The organism is Sulfurimonas autotrophica DSM 16294, from assembly GCF_000147355.1.
GTDB classification, from domain to species: Bacteria; Campylobacterota; Campylobacteria; order Campylobacterales; family Sulfurimonadaceae; genus Sulfurimonas; species Sulfurimonas autotrophica.
On record NC_014506.1, the window covers coordinates 1,517,920 to 1,540,549 of the forward strand.

21 protein-coding genes are annotated in these 22,630 nt (G+C 33.9%); 6 read left to right on the forward strand and 15 right to left on the reverse strand.

Going from position 1 to position 22,630, the window contains the following annotated elements; all coding sequences use genetic code 11:
• Positions 1-2: 2 nt before the first annotated feature.
• From SAUT_RS07735 to gdhA, 3 genes are all read right to left on the reverse strand, one after another.
• The gene (locus SAUT_RS07735) at positions 3-197 is read right to left on the reverse strand and encodes a YwbE family protein (RefSeq protein WP_013327329.1); all 195 of its coding nucleotides are present in this window, start codon (positions 195-197) and stop codon (positions 3-5) included.
• Positions 197-1,927: a mechanosensitive ion channel family protein gene (locus tag SAUT_RS07740; RefSeq protein WP_041675208.1), complete on the reverse strand. Its 1,731-nt coding sequence runs from the start codon at positions 1,925-1,927 to the stop codon at positions 197-199. Before SAUT_RS07740 ends, SAUT_RS07735 begins: the two co-directional genes overlap by 1 nt.
• Before the next feature lie 124 nt (positions 1,928-2,051).
• Positions 2,052-3,407, reverse strand: coding sequence for an NADP-specific glutamate dehydrogenase (gene gdhA, locus SAUT_RS07745; protein WP_013327331.1), 1,356 nt, complete (start codon positions 3,405-3,407; stop codon positions 2,052-2,054).
• A 181-nt stretch (positions 3,408-3,588) separates the two neighbouring features.
• On the opposite strand from gdhA, the gene SAUT_RS07750 reads away from it, so the two are divergent.
• Entirely contained in the window at positions 3,589-5,502 is a 1,914-nt protein-coding gene (locus SAUT_RS07750; RefSeq protein WP_013327332.1) for a methyl-accepting chemotaxis protein, read from the forward strand.
• A gap of 17 nt (positions 5,503-5,519) precedes the next feature.
• Here the strand turns inward: SAUT_RS07750 and SAUT_RS07755 are convergent, their stop codons facing one another.
• Positions 5,520-5,891 (reverse strand): hypothetical protein, encoded by a 372-nt coding sequence (locus SAUT_RS07755; protein WP_013327333.1) that lies wholly within the window; start codon positions 5,889-5,891, stop codon positions 5,520-5,522.
• A gap of 67 nt (positions 5,892-5,958) precedes the next feature.
• Between SAUT_RS07755 and SAUT_RS07760 the strand changes: the two genes are divergently transcribed.
• The gene (locus SAUT_RS07760; protein ID WP_013327334.1) at positions 5,959-6,357 is read left to right on the forward strand and encodes a rhodanese-like domain-containing protein; all 399 of its coding nucleotides are present in this window, start codon (positions 5,959-5,961) and stop codon (positions 6,355-6,357) included.
• Between the two features lie 118 nt (positions 6,358-6,475).
• Here SAUT_RS07760 and SAUT_RS07765 read toward each other — a convergent pair whose 3' ends face one another.
• The gene (locus SAUT_RS07765; protein WP_013327335.1) at positions 6,476-6,949 is read right to left on the reverse strand and encodes a hypothetical protein; all 474 of its coding nucleotides are present in this window, start codon (positions 6,947-6,949) and stop codon (positions 6,476-6,478) included.
• Positions 6,950-7,024: 75 nt separating this feature from the next.
• Here SAUT_RS07765 and SAUT_RS07770 point away from each other — a divergent pair, with 75 nt between their 5' ends.
• Positions 7,025-7,732 (forward strand): DUF445 domain-containing protein, encoded by a 708-nt coding sequence (locus tag SAUT_RS07770; protein ID WP_013327336.1) that lies wholly within the window; start codon positions 7,025-7,027, stop codon positions 7,730-7,732.
• On the opposite strand, the gene SAUT_RS07775 is transcribed toward SAUT_RS07770, so the two are convergent.
• Both SAUT_RS07775 and SAUT_RS07780 read right to left on the reverse strand, forming a co-directional pair.
• Complete coding sequence (locus SAUT_RS07775; RefSeq protein ID WP_013327337.1) at positions 7,729-7,947, reverse strand: RNA-binding S4 domain-containing protein; 219 nt, start codon at positions 7,945-7,947, stop codon at positions 7,729-7,731. The two genes, SAUT_RS07770 and SAUT_RS07775, sit on opposite strands and share 4 nt — an antisense overlap.
• Before the next feature lie 61 nt (positions 7,948-8,008).
• Positions 8,009-8,254 (reverse strand): GIY-YIG nuclease family protein, encoded by a 246-nt coding sequence (locus SAUT_RS07780; protein WP_013327338.1) that lies wholly within the window; start codon positions 8,252-8,254, stop codon positions 8,009-8,011.
• 159 nt (positions 8,255-8,413) lie between these two features.
• Here SAUT_RS07780 and SAUT_RS07785 point away from each other — a divergent pair, with 159 nt between their 5' ends.
• Complete coding sequence (locus SAUT_RS07785) at positions 8,414-9,166, forward strand: response regulator transcription factor (RefSeq protein WP_013327339.1); 753 nt, start codon at positions 8,414-8,416, stop codon at positions 9,164-9,166.
• A 1-nt stretch (position 9,167) separates the two neighbouring features.
• Here SAUT_RS07785 and SAUT_RS07790 read toward each other — a convergent pair whose 3' ends face one another.
• From SAUT_RS07790 to SAUT_RS07810, 6 genes are all read right to left on the reverse strand, one after another.
• The gene (locus SAUT_RS07790) at positions 9,168-11,462 is read right to left on the reverse strand and encodes a hybrid sensor histidine kinase/response regulator (protein ID WP_013327340.1); all 2,295 of its coding nucleotides are present in this window, start codon (positions 11,460-11,462) and stop codon (positions 9,168-9,170) included.
• A gap of 13 nt (positions 11,463-11,475) precedes the next feature.
• Positions 11,476-12,294 carry a peptide deformylase gene (locus tag SAUT_RS07795; protein WP_013327341.1) on the reverse strand — a complete coding sequence of 273 codons (819 nt, stop codon included), beginning with the start codon at positions 12,292-12,294 and terminating at the stop codon, positions 11,476-11,478.
• 68 nt (positions 12,295-12,362) lie between these two features.
• Positions 12,363-12,536 (reverse strand): hypothetical protein, encoded by a 174-nt coding sequence (locus tag SAUT_RS11375; RefSeq protein ID WP_013327342.1) that lies wholly within the window; start codon positions 12,534-12,536, stop codon positions 12,363-12,365.
• 14 nt (positions 12,537-12,550) lie between these two features.
• A complete protein-coding gene (locus SAUT_RS07800; protein WP_013327343.1) occupies positions 12,551-14,020 on the reverse strand; it encodes an NAD(P)/FAD-dependent oxidoreductase in 1,470 nt (489 codons plus the stop codon).
• A gap of 169 nt (positions 14,021-14,189) precedes the next feature.
• The gene (gene pepN, locus SAUT_RS07805; RefSeq protein ID WP_013327344.1) at positions 14,190-16,748 is read right to left on the reverse strand and encodes an aminopeptidase N; all 2,559 of its coding nucleotides are present in this window, start codon (positions 16,746-16,748) and stop codon (positions 14,190-14,192) included.
• A complete protein-coding gene (locus tag SAUT_RS07810; protein WP_013327345.1) occupies positions 16,748-18,019 on the reverse strand; it encodes a DEAD/DEAH box helicase in 1,272 nt (423 codons plus the stop codon). Before SAUT_RS07810 ends, pepN begins: the two co-directional genes overlap by 1 nt.
• 147 nt (positions 18,020-18,166) lie before the next feature.
• Here SAUT_RS07810 and SAUT_RS07815 point away from each other — a divergent pair, with 147 nt between their 5' ends.
• On the forward strand, positions 18,167-20,023 hold the full coding sequence (locus tag SAUT_RS07815) for a bifunctional diguanylate cyclase/phosphodiesterase (protein ID WP_013327346.1): 1,857 nt from the start codon (positions 18,167-18,169) through the stop codon (positions 20,021-20,023).
• A 50-nt stretch (positions 20,024-20,073) separates the two neighbouring features.
• Positions 20,074-20,562 (forward strand): DUF2062 domain-containing protein, encoded by a 489-nt coding sequence (locus tag SAUT_RS07820; RefSeq protein WP_013327347.1) that lies wholly within the window; start codon positions 20,074-20,076, stop codon positions 20,560-20,562.
• On the opposite strand, the gene lgt is transcribed toward SAUT_RS07820, so the two are convergent.
• On the reverse strand, positions 20,551-21,345 hold the full coding sequence (lgt, locus tag SAUT_RS07825) for a prolipoprotein diacylglyceryl transferase (RefSeq protein WP_013327348.1): 795 nt from the start codon (positions 21,343-21,345) through the stop codon (positions 20,551-20,553). The two genes, SAUT_RS07820 and lgt, sit on opposite strands and share 12 nt — an antisense overlap.
• 1 nt (position 21,346) lies before the next feature.
• Positions 21,347-22,630: a (Fe-S)-binding protein gene (locus SAUT_RS07830; protein WP_013327349.1), complete on the reverse strand. Its 1,284-nt coding sequence runs from the start codon at positions 22,628-22,630 to the stop codon at positions 21,347-21,349.

Genomic DNA, 22,630 nt, shown 5'->3' on the forward strand with positions numbered 1-22,630 from the left:
CATTAATAGACCTCTTTTACGCGCCCTACTTCACCACTCATCAAACGAACTTTAATACCGTGGGGATGTGTCGCAGACTTTGTAAGAATATCTCTTACAATGCCGTCTGTTAAATATCCGGTACTCTGATCTTGCTTTAAAACAATGGCAACAGAAGCACCATGCTTTATATCTGCTCTTTTTTTACCGTCAAGCATTATATTTTTTCCTTTCCTGATTCTGTTTCGTTATAAATAGACAACGACGGGAATGCAAATTCCAAAGAGTTATTTTCAAAAATTATCATTATTTTTTCCATAACATCTTGTTTAGTTTTAAGCCACTCTTCCCAGTCAACTGATTTTGAAAAACAGTATATCAAAATATTTATGCTGGAATCTCCAAACTCGTCAAGATAGACAAGCAGTGTCTTTTTAATCCCTTCAAGATCATCTTTTGAAACAAGCTTTGCCATATGCCCATATTCTATTTTATACTCATACATTGTATCTTTTGTCGCTATTTGAGGATGATTTTGCAGCATCTCTTTAATCTCTTTTATTGCATTTTTAATATCTGCTTGTTTTGAGTCATATTTTATACCCAATGTCATTTTTATTCTGCGGCCAAGTTTTCTTTTGTTCCAATTTTTTATATCTTTAGATGCAAAAATACCATTAGGAATAGCAATAAGTGCATTATCAAAAGTTCTCAGTGTTGTCACACGCAGACCAATCTCGACAACAACACCTTCTTTACCATCTACTTCTATCCAGTCACCTTGAGAAAAAACATCGCTAAAAAGGACTGAGAGTGTTCCAAAAAAGTTTGAAATAGTGTCTTTTGCTGCAAATGCAACTGCAAAACCACCGATACCAAGACCAGAAAGCACTGCCGTTAAATCTACTCCTGCAAAATAAAGAACAATTAACAAACCGATAATTACAATAAAAAAATTGATAATTTTTAGCCCGACATTAATCAGTTCACTTTTAATATTTGATTTTTCTTTCTCAAAAGTGTTCAATTTAATAACCGCTGCAGTATTTACAATGATGTAAATAATAAGCGTAAAATAAAAACCGTAAATAATGTTAAATATACGGGAGACTTCCTCTATGGAGCTGAAGTTGTTGTATACATAAATCACCATATTTACATTGATAATCAATATAAGAACTTCTATGCTTTTACGAAGTTTTTCAAGTATCTGTTCAGAGTACCTGCTTAAAAAATCTATTTTGAGAAAAAGTTTTTGCAGTGCAATATAAAAAACTTTTCTTAAAAAGTAAATAACCAAAATCAATAAAAAGATAATAATAAGTTTTACAACACTCAGTCCATAAGGTTCCAAAAGCCTATCGACTGTTTTAACTGAGGTAAATGAGTCTATAAAAACCACAGGCTTGATAATATGATATTTTGAATATTTATTGAGTCTGTAGAGTTTATTTTCAGCCTTATATAAAAAGGCAATAAAGTCACTGTTAATTTCTTGCAAGGCATAATATTCACGTATATTTTGTTTTGTAGCTTTGAGGATGGAAGAATCATCTTGAAGCGCTAAAATATCTTTATAATCTTTTGTTGTTATTTTACTCAGCGCTTCCTGATTTTGTGCCGTGTAAATATTTAACTTCTCTTCAAAGTCATTTATTGTCGGCACATCTAAAGATAAGAGCACATTCTTAATAAGAATATTTTGGTTTTTTACTATTGCGTACGATTTAAGCTGCACCTCATCTCTAATTACCGCATATCCATTACCTGCGCGCTTATTGATAGAAATAATTTTTTTGAGTGAAAATATTTCGGTACTGTAATCTTGCACATTTTCAATGTAGTATTGTTTATTGGATATAATTTTATTTAATTCCTGATCATACAGATACTCCTGTTTTTGCACCAAATCTTCTATCTGTTCTTGTGATAGATTGGCATCATTCATTTGATAGACTAACTGCAGTTGCGTATCTATAAATTTTGAATATTTTACTTTTGCATTAAGCGTAACTCCAAATGCAAATAGGACAAATACAAGTATTATTTTAAAGTTTTTAATGAGAACTCCTTTATATGCCTTCAGCTATCATGGCATCGGCTACTTTTTTAAAGCCTGCAATATTTGCACCGTCTACATAGTTGCCTTCTACTCCATAATCCTTAGCAGTCAATGCAACACGTTTACATATCATACGCATGGTCTCTTTTAATTTTTCATCGACTTTGGCATAACTCCACTTACTCATAGAGGCATTTTGACTCATTTCAAATTCACTCACAGCCACGCCGCCTGCATTGGCAGCTTTTGCAGGAGCAAAACATATATTGTGCGACTGCAGCAATGCTATGGCATTTGGAGTAGAGGGCATATTTGCACCCTCAGACACACTTACACAGCCATTTGCAATCAAATTTTGCGCATCAGCCTCATGCAGTTCATTTTGCGTAGCACATGGAAAAGCCGCATAGCATGGGATGTTCCAAACTGCCTGTGCTCCTTCAGGATACTCAAATACCGGCGTATATTTCGCCTCAGTATGTGTTTGTACATACTCCTCCAATGAGGTTCTTCGATTTAATTTTAATTCTTTTAAAAGTTCTAAATCTACTCCCCTTGAATCATAAATAGTTCCATGCGAATCAGAGCACGAAACCACTATGGCTCCAATCTGCTGTAATTTTTCTATAGCATGTAAAGCCACATTTCCTGCGCCGCTCACAATACAAATTTTTCCATCTAGCGGTTCTTTTTTTTCTATTTCAAGCATACTTTGTGTAAAATAGACAACGCCGTAACCCGTAGCTTCAGGTCGCATGAGTGAGCCGCCAAAGAAATACGGCTTACCTGTTAAGGCTCCTTCATAAGAAGATGTGATTTTTTTATATTCTCCAAACAAATACCCTATTTCACGAGAGCCCACACCAATATCACCTGCCGGTACATCAATACGCGGTCCTATATATTTATGCAGTTCTGTCATAAATGCAGTACAAAACTTCATAACTTCAAAATCACTTTTTCCTTTAGGATCAAAATCACTGCCTCCCTTCCCTCCACCGATAGGAAGCCCCGTCAGTGAATTTTTTAAAATTTGTTCAAAGCCTAAAAACTTCAACACACCCTCATTCACACTCGGATGAAAACGCAATCCCCCTTTATATGGTCCAAGTGCATTGTTAAACTGTACCCTGTAACCTGTATTGACCTGAATTTGATTATTATCATCTAGCCAGGTGACTTTAAATTTTATAATTCTGTCAGGGACTACAAGCCTGTCAAGAATTGCATATCTTGAGTATTTCCCATCTGACTCAAGCAATGGAGCAATGGAATAAATCACTTCTTCCATTGCCTGATAAAATACATTATTCTCTGCACAATTACTATTTTCAAATTTTTTAATTTTAGTTTCTGCTATTGACAAAAAAAATCCTTCATTATTTATTTTATATATTATATATGAATTGTACCACATGCAAGAAAAAAAACTGATATTATTTAAAAAAGTAACATAAATTGATAAAAATTTGATATTTTAAAAAATTCATAATATATAATATATTATTATGTTACAATATTGTGATTTAATTATAAGGAACCTCTCCATGTTTAGAAATAAAAGTATAAAAGAGCAGATGTGGCTGTTAACAATTGTTATAGTTGTATCACTCATCGGTGCAGCTGGATTTACATATTATTCCCTCAATAGTATCGAAAAAGAGTTCAATGAAATAAAAGAAGCCTCAATAGATACATCCCTTACTATCTATGATATAGAAAAAAGAATGAACTATATCAGCAGAAACGACAGAGATGTTATGCTTGGTGGTAATTTGAAAAAAGACAAAAAAGAACTCAGAGAAAATATTAGTGCAATTGCGCAAAACTTCAAAAAACTAGAAACAGCATCAAAAAATGGTTCAAACAAAGAACTTTTGAAAAAAGCAAAATATTCAACACTGAAATTTATTAACGAAGCTTATAGGTATATAGATTCATTAACAGTTGATGATATTAAAAACAACAAAGAAAAAATTTATCACATATATCATCAAAAACTCTCGCCTCTGGCTATGGAATCACGAAAATATTTCAAAACTTTTGTAAAAAACAAAAAAGAGCAATTTGGTAAAGATATGGATAATATGAAAAATGCTATTACATTTTACAAATTATTCGTACTTGGATCAAGTTTTTTAATTATCATTATTTTATTTTTACTCACTACAAAAATCAGAACTTCTATGGTCTCCGGCATCAATAGATTCAGATGTTTGATAGAGACTGCCTCTAATGGCGATTTTAGTAAAAAAGATGAAATCAGAACACATGGAGACACCGAACTCGATGCTATGGGTAAAGCACTTAAAACCCTTATAGAACATACTGAAAATATGATTCATGAAGTAAATAGTGCCATAACAAATGCATCGCAAGGTGACTTCAGTAAACCTATAAATACTGAAGGCATGCATGGAGAATTTTTGGTTGCAATTGAAAACGTCAGCAAAAGTATAGACTTTATGAAAGAACAGTATCAAAAAGCACAAAGAGATGCATTTAACTCACAACTCAGCGTTAAAAGTGTCAATGTATCCGAATCACTTACTGTTATTCAAGCTGATTTAAAAACAAATATAGACAATATTAAAGAAGTAACAAATGCCACAGATTCTGCTGCAAAACTGGCAAATGACTCTAGAGAAAACATTAATGATGTTGTCAATGAACTGCACGAGCTTAACGAGCAAGTAGGCACAAACCATGCAAATATAGATGAACTTGCTTCTCAAACAAACAATATTACTTCGGTTATAGAACTTATTACTGATATTGCAGACCAAACAAACCTGCTTGCCCTAAATGCTGCCATAGAAGCAGCTCGTGCGGGTGAACATGGTAGAGGGTTTGCAGTTGTTGCGGATGAAGTAAGAAAACTTGCAGAGCGTACACACAAAGCAACAAGTGAGATTTCAATCTCTATAAAATCACTTCAGCAAGGTATGAGTGAGATCCAAACTAGCTCTGAGGTGATGAAAGAGACCGTTGATGCTTCTACAGGTAAAATAGAAGAGTTTGAGACAACACTGATAGAACTTAGCGATAATTCTACAAAAATCGTTGACCAATCATACTTTATGGAAAACAGTATATTTGTAGTCTTGGCAAAAATAGATCATATATTATACAAATCACGTGCATACAACTCTTTGGTATCTTTGAAAAAGATCTTAAAAGCAGTAAGCTCACATGAGTGTAATCTCGGACAATGGTATGATCACGAAGGCAAAGAGCGATTTAGCAATACTTCGGCATATTCTAAAGTGGCAAAACCACATAATATTGTACACACAAATGCAAATCATAATCTTGCTTATCTTGAGGTACAAAGTCCTGAGGAAGAGGTATTGCAGCATGCAGATGGCATTCTTCACAATTTTGAAGAGATGGAAAATGCTTCTGAAGAACTTTTTGCGCTTTTAGATACTATGCTTGTTGAGTCAAAAGAGACACATTAATAACAAGACAAAGAGAATCACTCCCAATCTTCATATTTGGAGTAGGAGTGCTTGTCTTTTTTATAACGTTTGGCATTTTTACTTTTTTCCAACTGGTTTGCACTGTAAAGCAGCTCTTCTTTAATATTATCAATATCTTCATTAGAGTCTTTATAAGCAATCATCTTTTTCACGAATTGTTGTAAATCTTGAAGTTCTCCCTTGTAAAGTTGTACTTCTTCAACACGGTTAAGAAGCTTTAGTGCATTGTCAATTTTTTTATTGTATTTTTCATTATCCAATGTGTCACTGTTGGACAAATATGACAAAATACTTTTTTGAAACCTTTGTAATGCTCTTATATAACGAAGTCTACTTGCATTCTCAATTACCTTTTTAGATGCTGCCATTTTCGTCCTATTGTTTATTTGTTAGTATAATTATATCTAAGAACTCGAACAATATATGGAGAAAATAATGAAAAAAATAATTTTTATGCTTATGGTGCTTGCTGTAACTTTATTCGCCGAGGTTCAGGATGAATATATATCAAAAGAGCTACTCAAACAAAATATTCCAATCGTCGACATTAGAACACCGGGAGAATGGAAAGAAACCGGTCTTTTAAAAGATGCCATTCCAATCATGTTTTGGGATGCAAAAGGTAATTATGATGCAAGAAAATTTTTAAATGAATTAAATAAAAAGGTTGATACTACAAAACCTTTTGCCCTTATCTGCCATACAGGCAGCAGAACTTCTATGGTTGCTCCATGGCTGGCAAAAGAATTTGGATATAAGGTCATTAACTTAAAAGGCGGCATGGAATATGCTACAAAAGGCTTACATGTAAAGACTGTTCCTTACAAAAAATGAACAGAGTGACGACGATTTTAAAATTTCTTTTTTTTCTAACACTGAGAATTGTACTTACATTTGGAGTGTTAGGATTTATAATTTTTTTGCTGTGGGGTTTTTTGTATCTTATCTTCTACTAAAGAAGAGATTTTATTACATTACTTACCCCTTGATGCAAGTTATAATTTGCTATAGGAAAATCCAAACCTTCATTTTCCAAATTCACCGTATATCTACTCAAATATGTACCTAAATCACTTAAATCAATTGGCATATAATTTTCACATTTTTCATCATCAAGTTTGGTTCTTAATAATTTTTTTGCCTCATTAGAGTCTGCAAGTGTAAAAGCCAATGTTTTGAGACTTAAAAAATCACTCCATTGTAAAAAAATTTCAGGAGTCAGGATGTCAATATATTTCCCTTCAGGCGTAAAAAGTAAATCATTATCGCGCAAAGGTACTAAAACTGAGAGTATAGCACGCGAAAAAGGTACAATTTTATCACTCCAGAAGGGAGATTCATTTCTTGTTTTGAGTTCTTTGTCAATTTCATTTACTATTGTATTTACACTTTCATTTTTAAAAAGTTCATATGTTTCTTGTTTCATAATTTAATCCATTAAATATTTTTCCTAATCATACACTTTTAGTATATAATTTCACATTTAAAAAGGAGAGAGAGTATGAAATTAAATAAAAGTTTTATTACAAACCTGATTGCACTGCTTCTTGTTGGAATTTCTTTTGCGGTTCCTGTGTATAAAGAGTTCTTTTTATATACAGGTCTGTTTGCACTCTCAGGTGCCTTGACAAATCAACTCGCAATTCATATGCTTTTTGAAAAAGTACCTTTTTTATATGGATCTGGTGTCATTGTAGAGAGATTTGAAACATTTAAAAGTGCTATTAAAAACCTTATTATGAATGAGTTTTTCACAAAAGAGCAGTTAGAAAAGTTTTTTGTCAATGAAGAAAAAAAGATAGATTTGGAACCTATAATTGAAGAAACTGATTTTACACCTGCCTTTGATGCCTTAAGCAAGACAGTAATGGAGTCCTCTTTTGGCGGAATGCTTGGTATGTTTGGCGGAGAGAGTGCTCTAAGTGCTTTAAAAGACCCTTTTACATGTAAACTCAAATCAGCAGTCATTAAAATAGTCCGCTCAAATGCATTTAATGACACCCTGCAGCAACACCTGCAAAGTTCATCATTGAATGATGATATGATAAAATCAATCGAAAAAGTCATAGATGCAAGACTCAATGAACTGACCCCTCAAATGGTCAAAGAAATCGTGCAAAAAATGATACGTGAACATCTTGACTGGCTGGTTGTCTGGGGTGGAGTTTTTGGTGGCCTTATCGGACTGCTAAGTTCTTTTTTACTCTAGAAGTTTATACTAAGTACCTCTATCGTAACATCATCACCAACTATCAAAACATCGCCAGCGATAATTTTAGCCCGTTTTCTCAGCTCAACTTCACCATTTCTCAAAACATAGCCTTCAGCTACAATCATTTTTGCCTGTGCGCCACTGTCAACAAGATCCAGCACTTTTAATAATTTAAAAAGTTCTATGTAATCATCTTTTAATTCAAATTTCATTTATTCTCCCCTCTATTTAATTTTTTAGAATAATAGCTAAATTTACACAAAAGTACATATATTAATTATCAATAATATTTAACTTTTTTGCTCGTGTTAATTTTTTTATTTCATATTCACGCTTTGATGCGATACTTCTATTTTCACATTTTTCATTATATACTAATATTACCGGTCTTCTAACTTTAGTATATTTTGCGCCTTTGTCTGAGTTGTTATGTTCATATACTCGTCGCTCTAAATCTGTAGTTATCCCCGTGTATAGGCTGTTGTCACTACATTGTAAAATATACACATAATATGCCACTTTTACATCCTTTGAGAGAACTATATCATAATTAAAGTGTCATTTTGTAACAATTTATCAAGAATGCATAGATTTAGTTGTAAATAATAAAATGTTATATTATAATATAGACTTAATTTATCACAAATTAGTCACTTTTTTTTAATACAGGAAAAGCATATGGAAAAACACAGAGTAATAATTGTTGAAGATGATGAAATCACATCACTAAATTTAAATATGTCTTTACAAAAGCATGGATATAGTGTAGTAGCAATGTGCGATAACACTTCCCAAGCAAAAAATAAAATAGCTACGCATAATCCAGATGTTATTATTATTGACATCTCTTTACAAGAAAGCAATGATGGTATTGAACTTGCAAAAACTATAAAAGAAGAGTATGACATTCCTTTTATTTATTTAACATCATACAGTGATGACGACATTATTGCCCAGGCAAAACTGACTGAACCTTATGGGTATATAGTAAAGCCTTTTGATCCGGGTTCTTTACATGCAACTATACAAATGGCTTTGTTTAAATACCAGCAGGAAAATGAAAGAAAAGAGAATATTGATTCACTCAAAGTAGATAAACTAAATCTAGAAAAACTGCTCTATTCCAAACGTTCATCTGATAAGCCTATTGTACCTTTTGGCGGTGGTGATTATCATCTCGATATTAGTATATGTGAGACTTTCTACAAAGGAAAGAAGATAAAACTTACAAAAAAAGAAAATGCATTTTTGCGACTTCTCGTTGCCCAACTTGGACTAGTTGTATCGTTTGAGCAGGCAATGAATTATGTCTGGGAAGAGCACGGTGCTACTGAAAACAGTGTAAGAACTCTAGTCTGGCGCCTTAGAAATAAACTTGAAACAGATATTATAAAAAATGCCTCAGGAATTGGTTATTATATAGAAGAGTAAATTAGTTTACTTTGATTGAGGCAATCTTTTTTTCTATCTCTTGGAATGTTTTTTCATAAGGATAATCTACATTCTCAAGTTTTGCCCTCTTCTCAATTTCATTTGCATTTTTTTGTAAAAGTTCAATTCTAAAATTTCCGCTTGATCCTTTGATATTGTGAGATAAAAGAGCTATTTTTTTATAATCCCTTACTTTAATAGCTTGCGCAAGATCTGTCATTGTACTTTTCATTTTTTTTATAAATAAGGTCAAAAGCATAATAAGTTCATTCTCATTCAACATCAACTCTTTCATTAGTTTTTTAGAGTCCAGACCGATAATCTCTTTTTTATTTATTAAAGATACATCAGTTTTATCTTCATATGTTACGCTATATGAATCTAATTTCAAGTAAGCTATAAACACACGTTCCAACTCTTTTAAGACCAAAGGTTTTCCCAAGAATGTGTCAAACCCATTGAGGAGATCTTTTTCTTTATTTCCCTTTAACACATTGGCAGTCAGTGCCGAAATAGGTGTATGACTTAAGCCCTCTGCCTCTTCATATTTTATGATTTTTGCTACGGCATCTGTACCGTTCATAACAGGCATCTGTTCATCCATAAGTATTAAATCATATGTATTACGTTTATACAGGGCAACTGCTTCTTGCCCATTAACAGCCAAATCAAATGTTAACCCATATTTACTAAGAATAATTTTTATAAGTTCCTGATTCGCTTCATTGTCTTCGGCTACTAAAATATGCCCTTTGAATTTATTGGATATTTTTTTATCATGTGTTAATGACAATTCCGGGTTAAGCAATTCATTAAATATTCTATGGATTTTAGAACAATACAGAGGGAAGCACATTGCATGAATATGATTGTATTGTTCGTATGTATCATATTCTCTACTCATCAATGCTATGTATTTCTTTTCTGAATTAATAATCTCTTTTTTCATTTGTACACTACACTTTTCATGCACAAATATACATATATCAAATTCACAATCGAGTGTGTCAACAACACTAATGTCCATCGTAAAAATTTCGGCATATTTTATAAATGATTCATGTCTAAAGTCTAAAACTTTATCTTTTGCATAAACAACCATTTTTAATTTTTGAAAATCACTTATATCATTAAAAATCTGGCATTCATCATTTTGAACTTCTACCGGAATGTCCAGCCAAAATGTACTCCCCTCTCCCACTTTTGAGTTTACATGTACTTTTCCGTGCATTAATTCTGCAAGCTGATGTGAAATACAAAGTCCTAGTCCACTTCCCTCTTTATTGTCATGTTCACTTGAGCGTGCCTGTGTAAAAGCAACAAATATATTTTGTAAATCTTCTTTATTTATACCTACACCGTTATCGTTTACACTGATTGTAAGCTGCTGATTATGACAACTCGCTTCTACCTTGATGACACCGCCAACAGGTGTAAATTTAATAGCATTACTTAAAAAATTAGAGACTATCTGCTTGATTCTAAGCACATCACCAAATAACTCTTTTGGAATCCTGGGATCTATAAATGAGGTGATAGTAATATCTTTAGAATTGGCACTTGCTACAAATAACTCCATTGTATGACTTAATTCTTCATGTAGAGAAAAAACTTTTGCCTCAATATTAAACTCACCGCTTCTGAGTTTTGAAAAATCCAAAATATCATTGATAATGCTCAATAAATTTTCACCGCTGTTTAATATAATATCTAAATAATTTCTATGTTTGTTAGAAATATCTTCATCCATTAAAAGATTAACGAAACCTAAAATAGCATTAAGTGGTGTGCGTATTTCATGTGACATATTGGAGAGAAAATACTCTTTTGCTTGAGCAGCACGTAAAGCTTCTTGTCTTGCATCTATAAGCTTTTGAAAAATACTGTCTGTATAATATTTCAAAATACCTTTAAAATTTTTGTCAAATATATAAGAGATATCTTCAAATATCTCTTTTGAATTTACCTTAGCATCATAGGTAAACTCTATCATAGAACGACGAAAGTTACTGCATATTTCAAACAACTCATCCGCACTGATTTCACGAAACTTCAAATATGCCAAAAACTCCTGCATAACAGGGCAGTCTCCAATATCTCTGCTGCCTGCTATAACACCCATAAAGTAATCAAAAACACCGCTGGCATATTTTTCTATAAAATCTTTTTCATTTATCTTATGTAAAATCAGTATTTCTTTAACAGATGCATACGATATCCATTGGTTTAGTATATCTGCTTTTGAAACAGTAAATACATTTTTTTCAGCCTTTAAATGTGCAATACGCTCTTCCATATACTGACTCTCTTTATATTACATGTAACAAAAAATATGATGCAGTTACAATAACCGCCAACTTCACTAAAGATATGACGGTAGTTGCAACAATATTGCCTAGCTGACAGCTATCACATGCAATATGCAGTTTTCCTTCATACTGTGCATAAAAAAAGTAAACTACGTTTAAACAAATCACTCCATATACTGTATAAAGTTGATACATCCACAAACTTTGTAAAGTCTGCTTATTTTCAATAAAAAAAGATGCCACCAAAGGCAAAAGCATAAGAAGCATGACCATATTTATAAGTTTTAAAATCTTATCTCTGTGAAATATTGTAGGGCAATAATCAGCATTTTCACTGTTTATACCATTTTCCAAATTTTTTTCAAATTTTTCTTTTTCCTCTTTGGACATTTTTTGAACAAATGTAGCCCCAAATGTATAGTCTATTTTCCTTTGAATTCTTATGGAAAATTCTCCACTTGCCTGCATGGATTTGTCATTGCCGTTTCTGTCTTGATAGACAACACTTATTTTATCATATCTCTGAATCTCGGCACTTTTATCCGGATAATATGCTGTTTGTTCATCTGTTATAATTGTACCACTGTGACTGATTAATCTCGGATTAATCATCTCGATAAACTCTCCAGAATCATCTTTTACAATAACTACATTATAGTAACTTCCAATTTGATAAGCACTTAAAGCATCCAAATTATTTTCATTGATAGTATCTTTGAGATCTTCTATCAAGGCAAATAACGTTTCATCAAAAATTCTTACATCCGTGGCATACTCTACACTTAAAGGCGTTGGGTATTGAATAATAGTACGTACCATGAAAAACCTTTTTGGATGAGAGATAGAGGTGCTGCGAAAGAAAAACTCTCGCAACTATAAATAATTATCTAGTGACTTTTACCAACTACAATAATCATTTTTACATTAATTATGACAAATCTAATAAATTGCCAAATAACACATGTTCTCATTGAACGAGCAAATTTACCTGGTATCATTGTTAAACTAAACTGCTCTTTTTGAAAATTTACTTCTTCTTCTACTAATTTTTTTTCGCTCATATTGTCTCCTTTTTTTATTCTGGGATTAATGTCCAGCCTGGGTTAAGTTTTGCTTTGTACATAAACAAGTGATGTAAAATATGTTTAATCCAATGTCCCGCAAGACCAATTTCACCAAATGTATAATCTGTATCACGACCTGTTCCAGGATACTTCTCAAAATCTGGAACAACAGGATAAACAGTCATAGCAGCAGCCGTACCGTCAAAGACACCTTTACCAGCACTTGCAACACAAGCAGCACCCATTTCAGCCATAGAAGCCTCATGTAAATGAGCATTTTCACCTTTTGTCATCAAGTCACATACGGAATGTGCAACTGCTTTACCGATGATACCTGAAGGCATACCTGTTCTTGGAGGTGTAGGATTAATTGGTGTTCCATTTGGAGATTTCATCGGTTTCGAAATAAAATGCGGTGGTGCAAAAGCAATACCTGCAGCAAACATATTTTTATATGTAGGATTTTGGTATGTTCTTGGCCAGTCACTTGCTTTCCACTCTGCATAAGGTTTAGGAGTATAATCAGCATCAACTTTCATAAAACCGTTTGGAGCGAATACAGTGCCTGTTATATCTTCACCTGCTTTGTCATAAGCTTTTAGTCCTACACCAGCAAATGGTGGTATAAGCATTGAAAAATCAAATTCTTCTTCACCCATACTCCCATCAAGTAATTCATAATGAACTTTGCCAGATTCTACTTTATTCACATGCGCACCTATTAACCAGTCAATACTACGCTCAGCAAAAAGTGACTCTGCAAAAAGTTTTGAAGATACTACATATCCGCCAACTTTCATATGAAGTCCACCCATACCAAAATCACCTAAAAAAGATTCATTTGAAATCCATTTCATATCTGCCATATCACGAACACCGGCTTTTTTTAACTCATGTTCTATATTGAAAATATACTCAAATGCAGCACCCTGACATGTACACATACCGTGACCTGTACCTATTAAAAATTTTTGACGAGTTCCGCCTTTCATTTTCTCAATTGCTTCATTTAATTTTTCTGAAGCATGCACAGCATGGTCAGCAGTACAAACAGAAACTGTATGCTCACCTAAATTTGAGCCTTCGCCTAACCCTGGAGTTGCTCCGAAATTTAATTTCGGTCCTGTTGCATTAACAATATAATCATACTCTATATTTTCAGTTTGTCCCGCTTTATCAGCGCTTGTATACTCTATAGTAACAAAAGGCTTGTCACTTGATCCAGAACCTTCTGGATTTAAAGAGACTGCTTTTGCCTGATGATAATCAATACCGGCTTTTGCATAAACAGGCGCCAAATCAAATGTCACATCTTCTTTTGTCATTTCACCGACACCAACCCATATGTTTGATGGAATCCAGTTCCATTTTGCATTTGGCGTAACAACTACAACCTCATGCTCCGAGCCTAACCATTTTGCAGCGAATGTTGCCGTTGTATGACCAGCAACACCACCACCTAATACAACTAATCTTGCCATATAATTTTCCTCTATATTTAAGTTCTTAGTAACTTTATCAAAATGATATCACAATGTTATCACAAGTAGTTATTATATTTTATTATAAACAGAATAAGTTAAAAAAATAAACCCTTACAACTTGCCTATTTTCAGGCCTTCTAGAACTTATTAGTTATAAAAATTAAGCTTATTTTAATATTTTATCTATAATTTCAAAACTATTTTTTGAAAGCCCCTGTGTAGAAATTACACGCGAGAGCTCTTTTTTCATCAAATTTTGATTATGATTATTCATTTTATTACAAACTTTAAACGCTCCGCAGAGACCTGAAGCCATTTGCGGATTAATTTTATCTATCGCTATGATTTTATCGGCCAAAAATTTATACCCGCTTCCGTCTTTAGCATGAAAATATTTATGGTTTCTTGCGAATGAGCCGACTAAAGAGCGCACAAGATTTGGAACTTTTTCATCATATACTTTATCTCTTTGCAGTTTTTCAACACGTTCTAACACATCATATCTGCTTGAAGATGCCAGAATAGCAAAATACTTATTCATAACAAGTGTTTCATCTTTATATTTGTTATAAAAATCTTGTAATGCAACTTCCGCATAGTTTACATGTAAGTTCTCCAATACATCCAAGGCTACAATTCTGTCTGTCATTGTCAAAGACTCTTCATACTGCTTTTGAGCCAGCTGTGCGACCTCATCACTTTTAAGTGCAAAGAGAATTTTCAACACTCTGTTTTTAATAGCCCGCTTTGCTATATATTCTGCATCTAAGCTCATTGATGCAGGGAAATGATTTTTCTTGTAAATATCCAAAAGTTTATTTTTGAATTTTTGGGCTATTATTTTGAGTAATTTGTCTTGTGCCGTATATATTACATCAAAATCAATTTTTTCCTGAAGCTGCATAATTGCAGAAACCGAAGGTAATTCCAAAAGCAGTGCCTTGTAAGATAAATCAACGTCTAAATCCAGTAAATAGCCATAAGCCTGTACAAATGCTTTGTCAATTTCATCTGAAGATATCAGCTTGTTTATCGTCTGTAATGCAAAGTTTTGCGTCGCTTCATACTGCGTAAAACTGTTTGTATCGTATTGCATCAAAAAGTCATATTCACTCTTTTTTTGCTCTATGATAATCGGTGCAGAAAAATCCCGATTGATTGAGAGCACAGGTTTCGTCTCAAAATTTTCAAAGACGAATGTTTCATGCTCTTTTGAAACTATGAGTGTTTTTACCAAAACTTCTTTACCCTCTTCATCAAGCAGTCCCATTTTCAATGGATAGTAATAAGGCTTTTGTTTTCTATCCTCAAGTGTATCCGGAATTATTTGCGTTAAAGAGAGTTTATATGTTCCGTTAGCAAAAGACTCTTCGACTTTAAGACGAGGCGTTCCGCTTTGATGGTACCAAGTCTTGAAAGCTTCAAGGTTAATATCTCCGCCCTTACTCATTGCCCATAAAAAATCATCTGTCGTCACTGCCTGTCCGTCAAAAGTTTCAAAGTACAAATCAGTCGCCTTTGCATACTTTTTCTCACCCAAAAACGTATGCACCATGCGTATAACTTCAGCCCCTTTTTCATACACAGTCGCCGTATAAAAATTATTCATAGATATATAAGACTCCGGCTGAATCGGATGACGCGTTGGGGAAGCATCTTCTACAAACTGCCGCTCTCTGAGTGCTTTTACATCTTCTATGCGCTGCACCTCAGCTGAATTCATATCTGCTGAAAAGCATTGGTCACGAAATACTGTCAGTCCCTCTTTGAGTGTCAATTGGAACCAGTCTCTACATGTAATACGGTTTCCTGTCCAGTTATGAAAATATTCATGGGCTATTACACTCTCAATCCCCATAAAATTTGCATCCGTTGCAGTATCCATATCTGCCAAAACATAGGCTGAGTTAAAGATATTAAGCCCTTTGTTTTCCATAGCTCCCATGTTGAAACTGTCTACCGCCACAATATTGTAAATTTCCAAATCATATTCGCGGCCGTATTTTTTTTCATCCCACTTCATTGCCTCTTTGAGTGAACGCATTGCATGATGGCACTTGTTTTCATTGCCTAAATCACAGTAAATATTTAAAACGATTTTATTACCGCTCATTGTGACAAACTCATCACTTATACTGCCTAAATCACCTGCAACAAGAGCAAAAAGATACGAAGGTTTCGGGTGCGGATCATGCCATGTTACCCCGTGGCGTTCATCAAAACTCTCATGACACTTTATTTTATTGCCGTTACTAAGCAAAATCGGATATTTTTTCTTGTCTGCGACAACCGTCGTTGTAAAAACACTCATAATATCAGGACGGTCAAGATAAGGCGTTATACTTCTAAAGCCCTCAGGCTCATTTTGTGTACAGAAAATATCACCTGATTTATACAAGCCTTCGAGTTCTGTATTATTTTGCGGGTATATTTTGTTTTTTATTTTTATTTCAAATTCGGTCGGAACATTTATAATAGTGAGATTCTCTTCTTCTATAATATAACGACTCTCCTGTAGTTTCAAGCCGTTTAAAGAGACTTCCAAGAGCTCCAAACTGACCGCATCAAGCTTTAAATCTTTTTCATTCGTATCTGCTTTTGTTATCTGCATGCTATTTGTTACAATAGTCTCTTCTTCAAACAACTCAAACGTTAAATCTACCGTTTTTATTGCATACGCAGGTTTCTTGTAATCTTTTAAATATTTTGTTTGTGCTTTGCTCATTATTTTGCATCCCGTTTGGTCGTTTTTCTCTTTTTCTTTGAAACCATACCTGTCGTATTTTTATTATATTGACGCACTTTTTTATTGTCAGGTTTTTTATGCTCAGCTTTGAGTTTGACTTCATCCACATCTTTTCTACGAATATTGGGATCAGGTTCAAAACCTTCAACAGTTTCTTGCGGTATTTTTTGACCTATAAGCTTTTCTATATCTTTTATGTCATACTTTTCATAAATATCTATAAGTGAAATCGCTTCACCCTCACGTCCTGCACGCCCTGTTCTTCCTACCCGATGCACATAATCTTCCGGGATTGACGGTAGTTCATAGTTGATCACATACGGCAGTTCTTCTATGTCTAGCCCGCGTGAAGCAATGTCTGTTGCCACTAAAACCCTAATTTTTCCCTCTTTAAACTGGTTAAGCGTTTTAAGACGGTTTGCTTTTGTTCTGTCGCCGTGAATCACGCCGCATTTTAATCCGTCTTTTTTCAACTCTTCGCTCAGTGCATCAGCACTGACTTTAGTTCTGGTAAAAACCAAAACCTGAGGAAAATTTCTTGAACCTATCAAGTAAGCCAAAAGCTCGGCTTTTCTTACAGTATCTACAAGATATGCCACTTGATTAATAGTATCAACTGTTGTATTTTTCTTCGCTGTTTCGATAAATGCAGGCTTCGTTAAAATAAGCTTAGAAAGTTTTCGTACCTTATCACTAAATGTAGCGGAAAAAAGAAGTGTTTGATGTCTTTTTGGCAGCAGCGGATGAATTTTTCGAATATCTTTGGTAAATCCCATATCTAACATTCTGTCGGCCTCATCAAGTACAAACACTTCTACATCTTTAAGGCTTAATCCATTTTCTATATGTTCAAGTAATCGTCCCGGTGTGGCTATAACAATCTCCGTCCCTTTTTTCAAGGCCTCGCGTTGCTTTTGTAAATCTTTACCACCAACTAAAATTGTTGTTTTTATATCCATATACTTGGAGTACGCAGTAATATCCTCATAGATTTGTATACTCAATTCTCTTGTAGGAGAAAGTATTATGGCACGTACACCTTTGCTTTCAACATGCTTACGCATTTTTTGCAGTATCGGCAATGCAAAAGCAGCCGTCTTACCTGTCCCGGTTTGAGCTGTAGCAAAAACATCTTTTTTTCCCAGCACCAAGGGAATAGCTCTTGTTTGAACAAGTGTTGGCTCTTTATAGCCCAAATCGTTTATAGCATCAAGCAACGGCTTAAAAATTCCCAGCTTTTCAAATGACATCTTCTTCCCTTAATTCATATATGTAATTTTAGCATATTTTATAATTTTTGTATCACATTTTTTTTATAAATTAGATAATAAAATTTAATACTTGATTAAGCAATATTTGTGATATTTTTGTGATATAATTAGAGAAAAAGTAGCCCAATGATTCAAGCTTATAAAAATTACTTACATAAACTGCTCAACTCCAATACCAATGAAGTAAGTGCAAATGAGTTAAAAGAAGCTTCAATTCTTATTGTACCGATGATAATCGGGCCTGTTAGCCTTATATGGGCACTTATTTATGCCATTTTTGGGCAATATATACCGGCAGCTATTCCTCTTTTTTATGCACTTGTATCTTTTTTAAACATTTGGTGCTATAAAAGAAATGGTAATCTTTTAGTAGTTCAAAAAGTACAAATGTTTTTAGTTCTCTTTCTTCCTTTTTTTCTCATGTGGTCATTAGGCGGTTTTGCGCAAGGAAGCTACGTTATGATATGGGCATTTTTTGCGCCTGTCGCTTCTCTTGTACATGATAAAAAAGAAAATTCGCTCGACTGGCTTTATGCTTTTATAGCTTTAGTCGTCTTATCTGTAATTCTGGATCCAATTCTTATAAAGACATATCACCATACCATACCACCTTTTGCGCAGGAAATTTTCTTTTTCCTCAATATAACCGCTGCACTCAGTGGCATATATATTCTACTTAAATATTTTATACGCAAAACAGATATTTCTACAAAACAAAAACTTAAAGACAAGCATAACGAATTAATGGAATACACACAAGATGAGTTAACAAAGATGTTTTACACAGATGCTTTAACGGGACTTCCAAACAGACGTGCCCTTATTGAAGCAAAAAAAGAAGAAAAACATTTCTCCTTGCTACTAATAAATATAGATACCTTTAGTCAAATCAATGACCTCTATGGAGAAAAATTTGGAGATAAAGTTCTTGTTGAGTTTAGTAAATTTTTATTAGAAAACCTTAAAAAGAATCCTGAGTGCAAATTCTTTAGACTCAACGGTGATGAATTCGTTCTTCTTTCTAAAGAAACAAACCATGATGCGATCAAACATAATGTAGAACTTCTCATTCATGGTATACACCAACATCCCTTACATATTGATGGTCAAGACATTTATTTAAATATTACAGTCGGGGTCTCTTTTGAAGAAACAGAGCTTCTTCTTCCAACAGCAAATATGGCACTTAAACTTGCCAAAAAAGAGTCAAAAAACATCATCTTTTATAGTGATGAAGCTTCCTTAAATGAAGAATATGAAAATAATTTAAAATGGATACAAGAGATAAAAGATGCTATTTTGGAAGATAGAATAGTCATGTATTTTCAACCCATTATGGATAACAGCACAAATACAATAAATAAGTATGAATCACTGATACGACTAGTGGACAGACAAGGCAATATAATTACCCCATGGCATTTCTTAGAAATCGCCAAAAAAGCAAAACTCTATAAAAAACTGACAAAAATTGTTGTTAAAAAAAGCTTTGATGCCTTTAAAGACAATACTTATGAATTTTCTGTGAATCTAACTATTGAAGATATTTTAGACAAAGACATAAAATCTTTTATTTTTAACATGTTAGAAGAATATAATATCGGCAATAGAGTCATTTTTGAAATTGTAGAGAGTGAAAGTATAGAAGATTTTGATGAAATCGAAAAGTTTATACATGAAGTAAAAAAATATGGCTGTAAAATTGCTATAGATGATTTTGGAACCGGGTATTCAAACTTTGAGTACCTTATGAAACTTCAAGCTGATTTTATAAAAATAGACGGTAGTATCATCCGCACAATTGTTGAAGATAAGCGTTCTGAAATTCTCACGTCCGTAATTGTCGCCTTTGCAAAAGAGATGAACATCAAAACCATTGGTGAATACGTCGAGACAAAAGCTATACAAGATAAACTTGTAGAATTAGGTGTCAATAAGTCACAAGGTTATTATTTTGACAAACCTAGAGCAGAAATTAAATAAAATATGGATATAATTTTTATACAAATAAAATAAACTATATAAGTATAAAAATGATAAGAAAAACACTCAAAAAGACTTCCAAACATAAAAAATTAAGAGACTTTATAAAAAAGTATAAAATTCCCATAGAATACCTCTCCACAAATCGTAAAATGATTTCCCGCGGTGTATTAATAGGGCTCTTTATTGCCTTTATTCCTATGCCTATGCAGATGGCAGCAGTTTTACTTTTTGTTCCCTTTGTAAAGTTTAATGTCCCTGTAGCACTTGCTATGTGCTGGCTGAGTAATCCCTTTACTATGCCGCCGATGTACTATATGGAGTATTTGACCGGTTCATTTTTACTCGGCATACAACCTGAACCAGTACAAATGACAATGGAGTGGTTTTCAAACAACTTAGACAATATTTTTGTTCCTCTCTATTTTGGAACTGCCATCTATTCAATTTTCGGTTCTCTGATTGGATACTTTTTGGTTAATTATTTATGGAAATTATCAGTACACGAAGATAGAAAAAAACACCACTTAGACAGATAGTGAATTTTTGCTTTTTTTATAGCTGTAAATCATAAAAACAATGCCCACAAGTAAAAACGGAATGCTCAGGAGCTGCCCCGTACTGAGGCCAATACCAAGTGAATAGTCTGCCTGCTTTACTTTTACAAATTCAATCAAAAACCTTGCACTAAATACTAAAACAAGAAAAAATCCGAATAAGAAGCCTTTTTGAAGCTGTTTGTAATTTTTTATATATATATATGTCAGAAGAAAAAAAATGGCGAGGTAAGAAAATGCTTCATAAAGCTGTGCAGGATGTCTCGGCAGTGAATCCACTCTCGAAAAGACAACAGCCCAAGGCAAATCACTCGGCTTACCAATAATTTCAGAGTTCATAAAATTTCCCATACGAACAAAAAAGCCAAAAAGTGCCGTGGGAACAACAAGACGGTCAACAAGCCATAAAAAATCTATTTTATATTTTTTACATCCAAGGTACAGAGCAAGAAGCACACCCAAACCGCCGCCATGTGAAGCAAGTCCGCCTTCCCACACTGCAAAAATTCTCATAGGATGCGCCAAATAATAATCAGGGTCGTAAAAAAGGCAGTGCCCGAGTCTTGCACCGACAACAATACCGATAATGGCATATAAAAAGAGCGGCTCAATTGTGCTTTCGTCTTTATTTTCCAGACGATACACCCATTTCATAAACTCTAAGCCTGAAAGTATTGCCGCTGCAAATAAAAGCCCGTACCAATGTACCTGAAGTGGTCCAAATGAAATTAAAACAGGGTCAATATTCCATACAAAATGATGCATATTAACTCTTGAGTGCTTCTGCTATAAGTTCAATCGGATTTTTAAAGACAGTCTCAACGCCTGCATTGTGCATAGAGTTGTTTATTTGCATACGGCAGGCACTACACTCTGCACTGACAATCTCCGCTTTTGTTTCTTTAATCATGGCAGCTTTAGGCACACCGGCTGCTTTGGCAAAGTGGTATTTTTCCGTCTGCATAGTAACACCACCGAATCCACAGCATAAATTAGGGTCGCTCATCTCAACAATTTTATAATTTTGACGAATGAGATTTCTCGGTTCTTCATGAATTCCCTGCATTTTTTTTGCATGACATGGGTCATGGTAAGTAACAATAGGAGAAGCCTTTTTCTTTGATGCGAGCAGATGTTCCAAATGAGTATGGTGCTGCAGCCACTCTGTTGCCATAAAAACTTTGCTCATCACAGCTTTTGCACGGGCTTTCCATTCCGGCTGGTCATGGAAGTAGTGTTCATAATCAATTTTAAGCATTGCGCTGCATGTAGCCTCAGGCACTATAATAGCCTCAACATCATCAGCAAATTTTTCAAAATATTCGATATTGAACTTGGCATTGTAATCAACCGTATCAAAATCTCCTGTAAAATAGGCAGGAGCAGAACAGCACTTTTGACTTTTTGCCAAAAATGCATCAATTTCAAGTGCTTTAAGTATCTCTAGCAGAGAATCTCCGACATTTTTATAGTTGTAATTTCCAAGACAGCCTATAAATACAGCTACTTTTCTCTTCCCACCGTTATTGATATTTTCAGGATGAGAATTTAAAAAGGATGTTTTTGTCAAACTCGGCATCAATCTGTCTGATTTTATCATTGGCAGATTAAAACGCGATGTCATTGAATCTATATCGCTTTTTATCTTAAACCCGCAGGTTTGGAAGGTATAACCGAGCTTAAAAGCAATATCATTGAGCCATCTGTGGCGAAGCAACAGAAAAAATGCTTTTTTATACCAGGCGATGCCGAATTTTTGTGCTATATCACTGCGCACCTGCTCTATTATCATATCTGTCGGCAGTGATTTTGGGCACACTTCCACACAGGCAGTACATAAAAAACATGACTCAAAAATACCTTTTGCCGTCTTGTCAAGTTCCAGATTCCCACGTTTATAAGCCCCTAAAAGGTCTATAAATCCACGTGGAGAAGTAACCTCATCAGCATTGACATTATGAATTGTACATACAGGAATACACTTCCCACACTTTATACAATCATCAGCTATTGCATCAAAACTGAAAATATCTTCTACTCTTTTACTCAT

What these genes read in the sequence shown, in the direction of transcription:
- SAUT_RS07735 (WP_013327329.1), bottom strand. Translation starts at nt 197, where the DNA reads ATGCTTGACGGTAAAAAAAGAGCAGATATAAAGCATGGTGCTTCTGTT.
- SAUT_RS07740 (WP_041675208.1), bottom strand. Translation starts at nt 1,927, where the DNA reads ATGAATGATGCCAATCTATCACAAGAACAGATAGAAGATTTGGTGCAA.
- SAUT_RS07750 (WP_013327332.1), top strand. Translation starts at nt 3,589, where the DNA reads ATGTTTAGAAATAAAAGTATAAAAGAGCAGATGTGGCTGTTAACAATT.
- SAUT_RS07755 (WP_013327333.1), bottom strand. Translation starts at nt 5,891, where the DNA reads ATGGCAGCATCTAAAAAGGTAATTGAGAATGCAAGTAGACTTCGTTAT.
- SAUT_RS07760 (WP_013327334.1), top strand. Translation starts at nt 5,959, where the DNA reads ATGAAAAAAATAATTTTTATGCTTATGGTGCTTGCTGTAACTTTATTC.
- SAUT_RS07765 (WP_013327335.1), bottom strand. Translation starts at nt 6,949, where the DNA reads ATGAAACAAGAAACATATGAACTTTTTAAAAATGAAAGTGTAAATACA.
- SAUT_RS07770 (WP_013327336.1), top strand. Translation starts at nt 7,025, where the DNA reads ATGAAATTAAATAAAAGTTTTATTACAAACCTGATTGCACTGCTTCTT.
- SAUT_RS07775 (WP_013327337.1), bottom strand. Translation starts at nt 7,947, where the DNA reads ATGAAATTTGAATTAAAAGATGATTACATAGAACTTTTTAAATTATTA.
- SAUT_RS07785 (WP_013327339.1), top strand. Translation starts at nt 8,414, where the DNA reads ATGGAAAAACACAGAGTAATAATTGTTGAAGATGATGAAATCACATCA.
- SAUT_RS07790 (WP_013327340.1), bottom strand. Translation starts at nt 11,462, where the DNA reads ATGGAAGAGCGTATTGCACATTTAAAGGCTGAAAAAAATGTATTTACT.
- SAUT_RS07795 (WP_013327341.1), bottom strand. Translation starts at nt 12,294, where the DNA reads ATGGTACGTACTATTATTCAATACCCAACGCCTTTAAGTGTAGAGTAT.
- SAUT_RS11375 (WP_013327342.1), bottom strand. Translation starts at nt 12,536, where the DNA reads ATGAGCGAAAAAAAATTAGTAGAAGAAGAAGTAAATTTTCAAAAAGAG.
- SAUT_RS07800 (WP_013327343.1), bottom strand. Translation starts at nt 14,020, where the DNA reads ATGGCAAGATTAGTTGTATTAGGTGGTGGTGTTGCTGGTCATACAACG.
- pepN (WP_013327344.1), bottom strand. Translation starts at nt 16,748, where the DNA reads ATGAGCAAAGCACAAACAAAATATTTAAAAGATTACAAGAAACCTGCG.
- SAUT_RS07810 (WP_013327345.1), bottom strand. Translation starts at nt 18,019, where the DNA reads ATGTCATTTGAAAAGCTGGGAATTTTTAAGCCGTTGCTTGATGCTATA.
- SAUT_RS07815 (WP_013327346.1), top strand. Translation starts at nt 18,167, where the DNA reads ATGATTCAAGCTTATAAAAATTACTTACATAAACTGCTCAACTCCAAT.
- SAUT_RS07820 (WP_013327347.1), top strand. Translation starts at nt 20,074, where the DNA reads ATGATAAGAAAAACACTCAAAAAGACTTCCAAACATAAAAAATTAAGA.
- lgt (WP_013327348.1), bottom strand. Translation starts at nt 21,345, where the DNA reads ATGCATCATTTTGTATGGAATATTGACCCTGTTTTAATTTCATTTGGA.
- SAUT_RS07830 (WP_013327349.1), bottom strand. Translation starts at nt 22,630, where the DNA reads ATGAGTAAAAGAGTAGAAGATATTTTCAGTTTTGATGCAATAGCTGAT.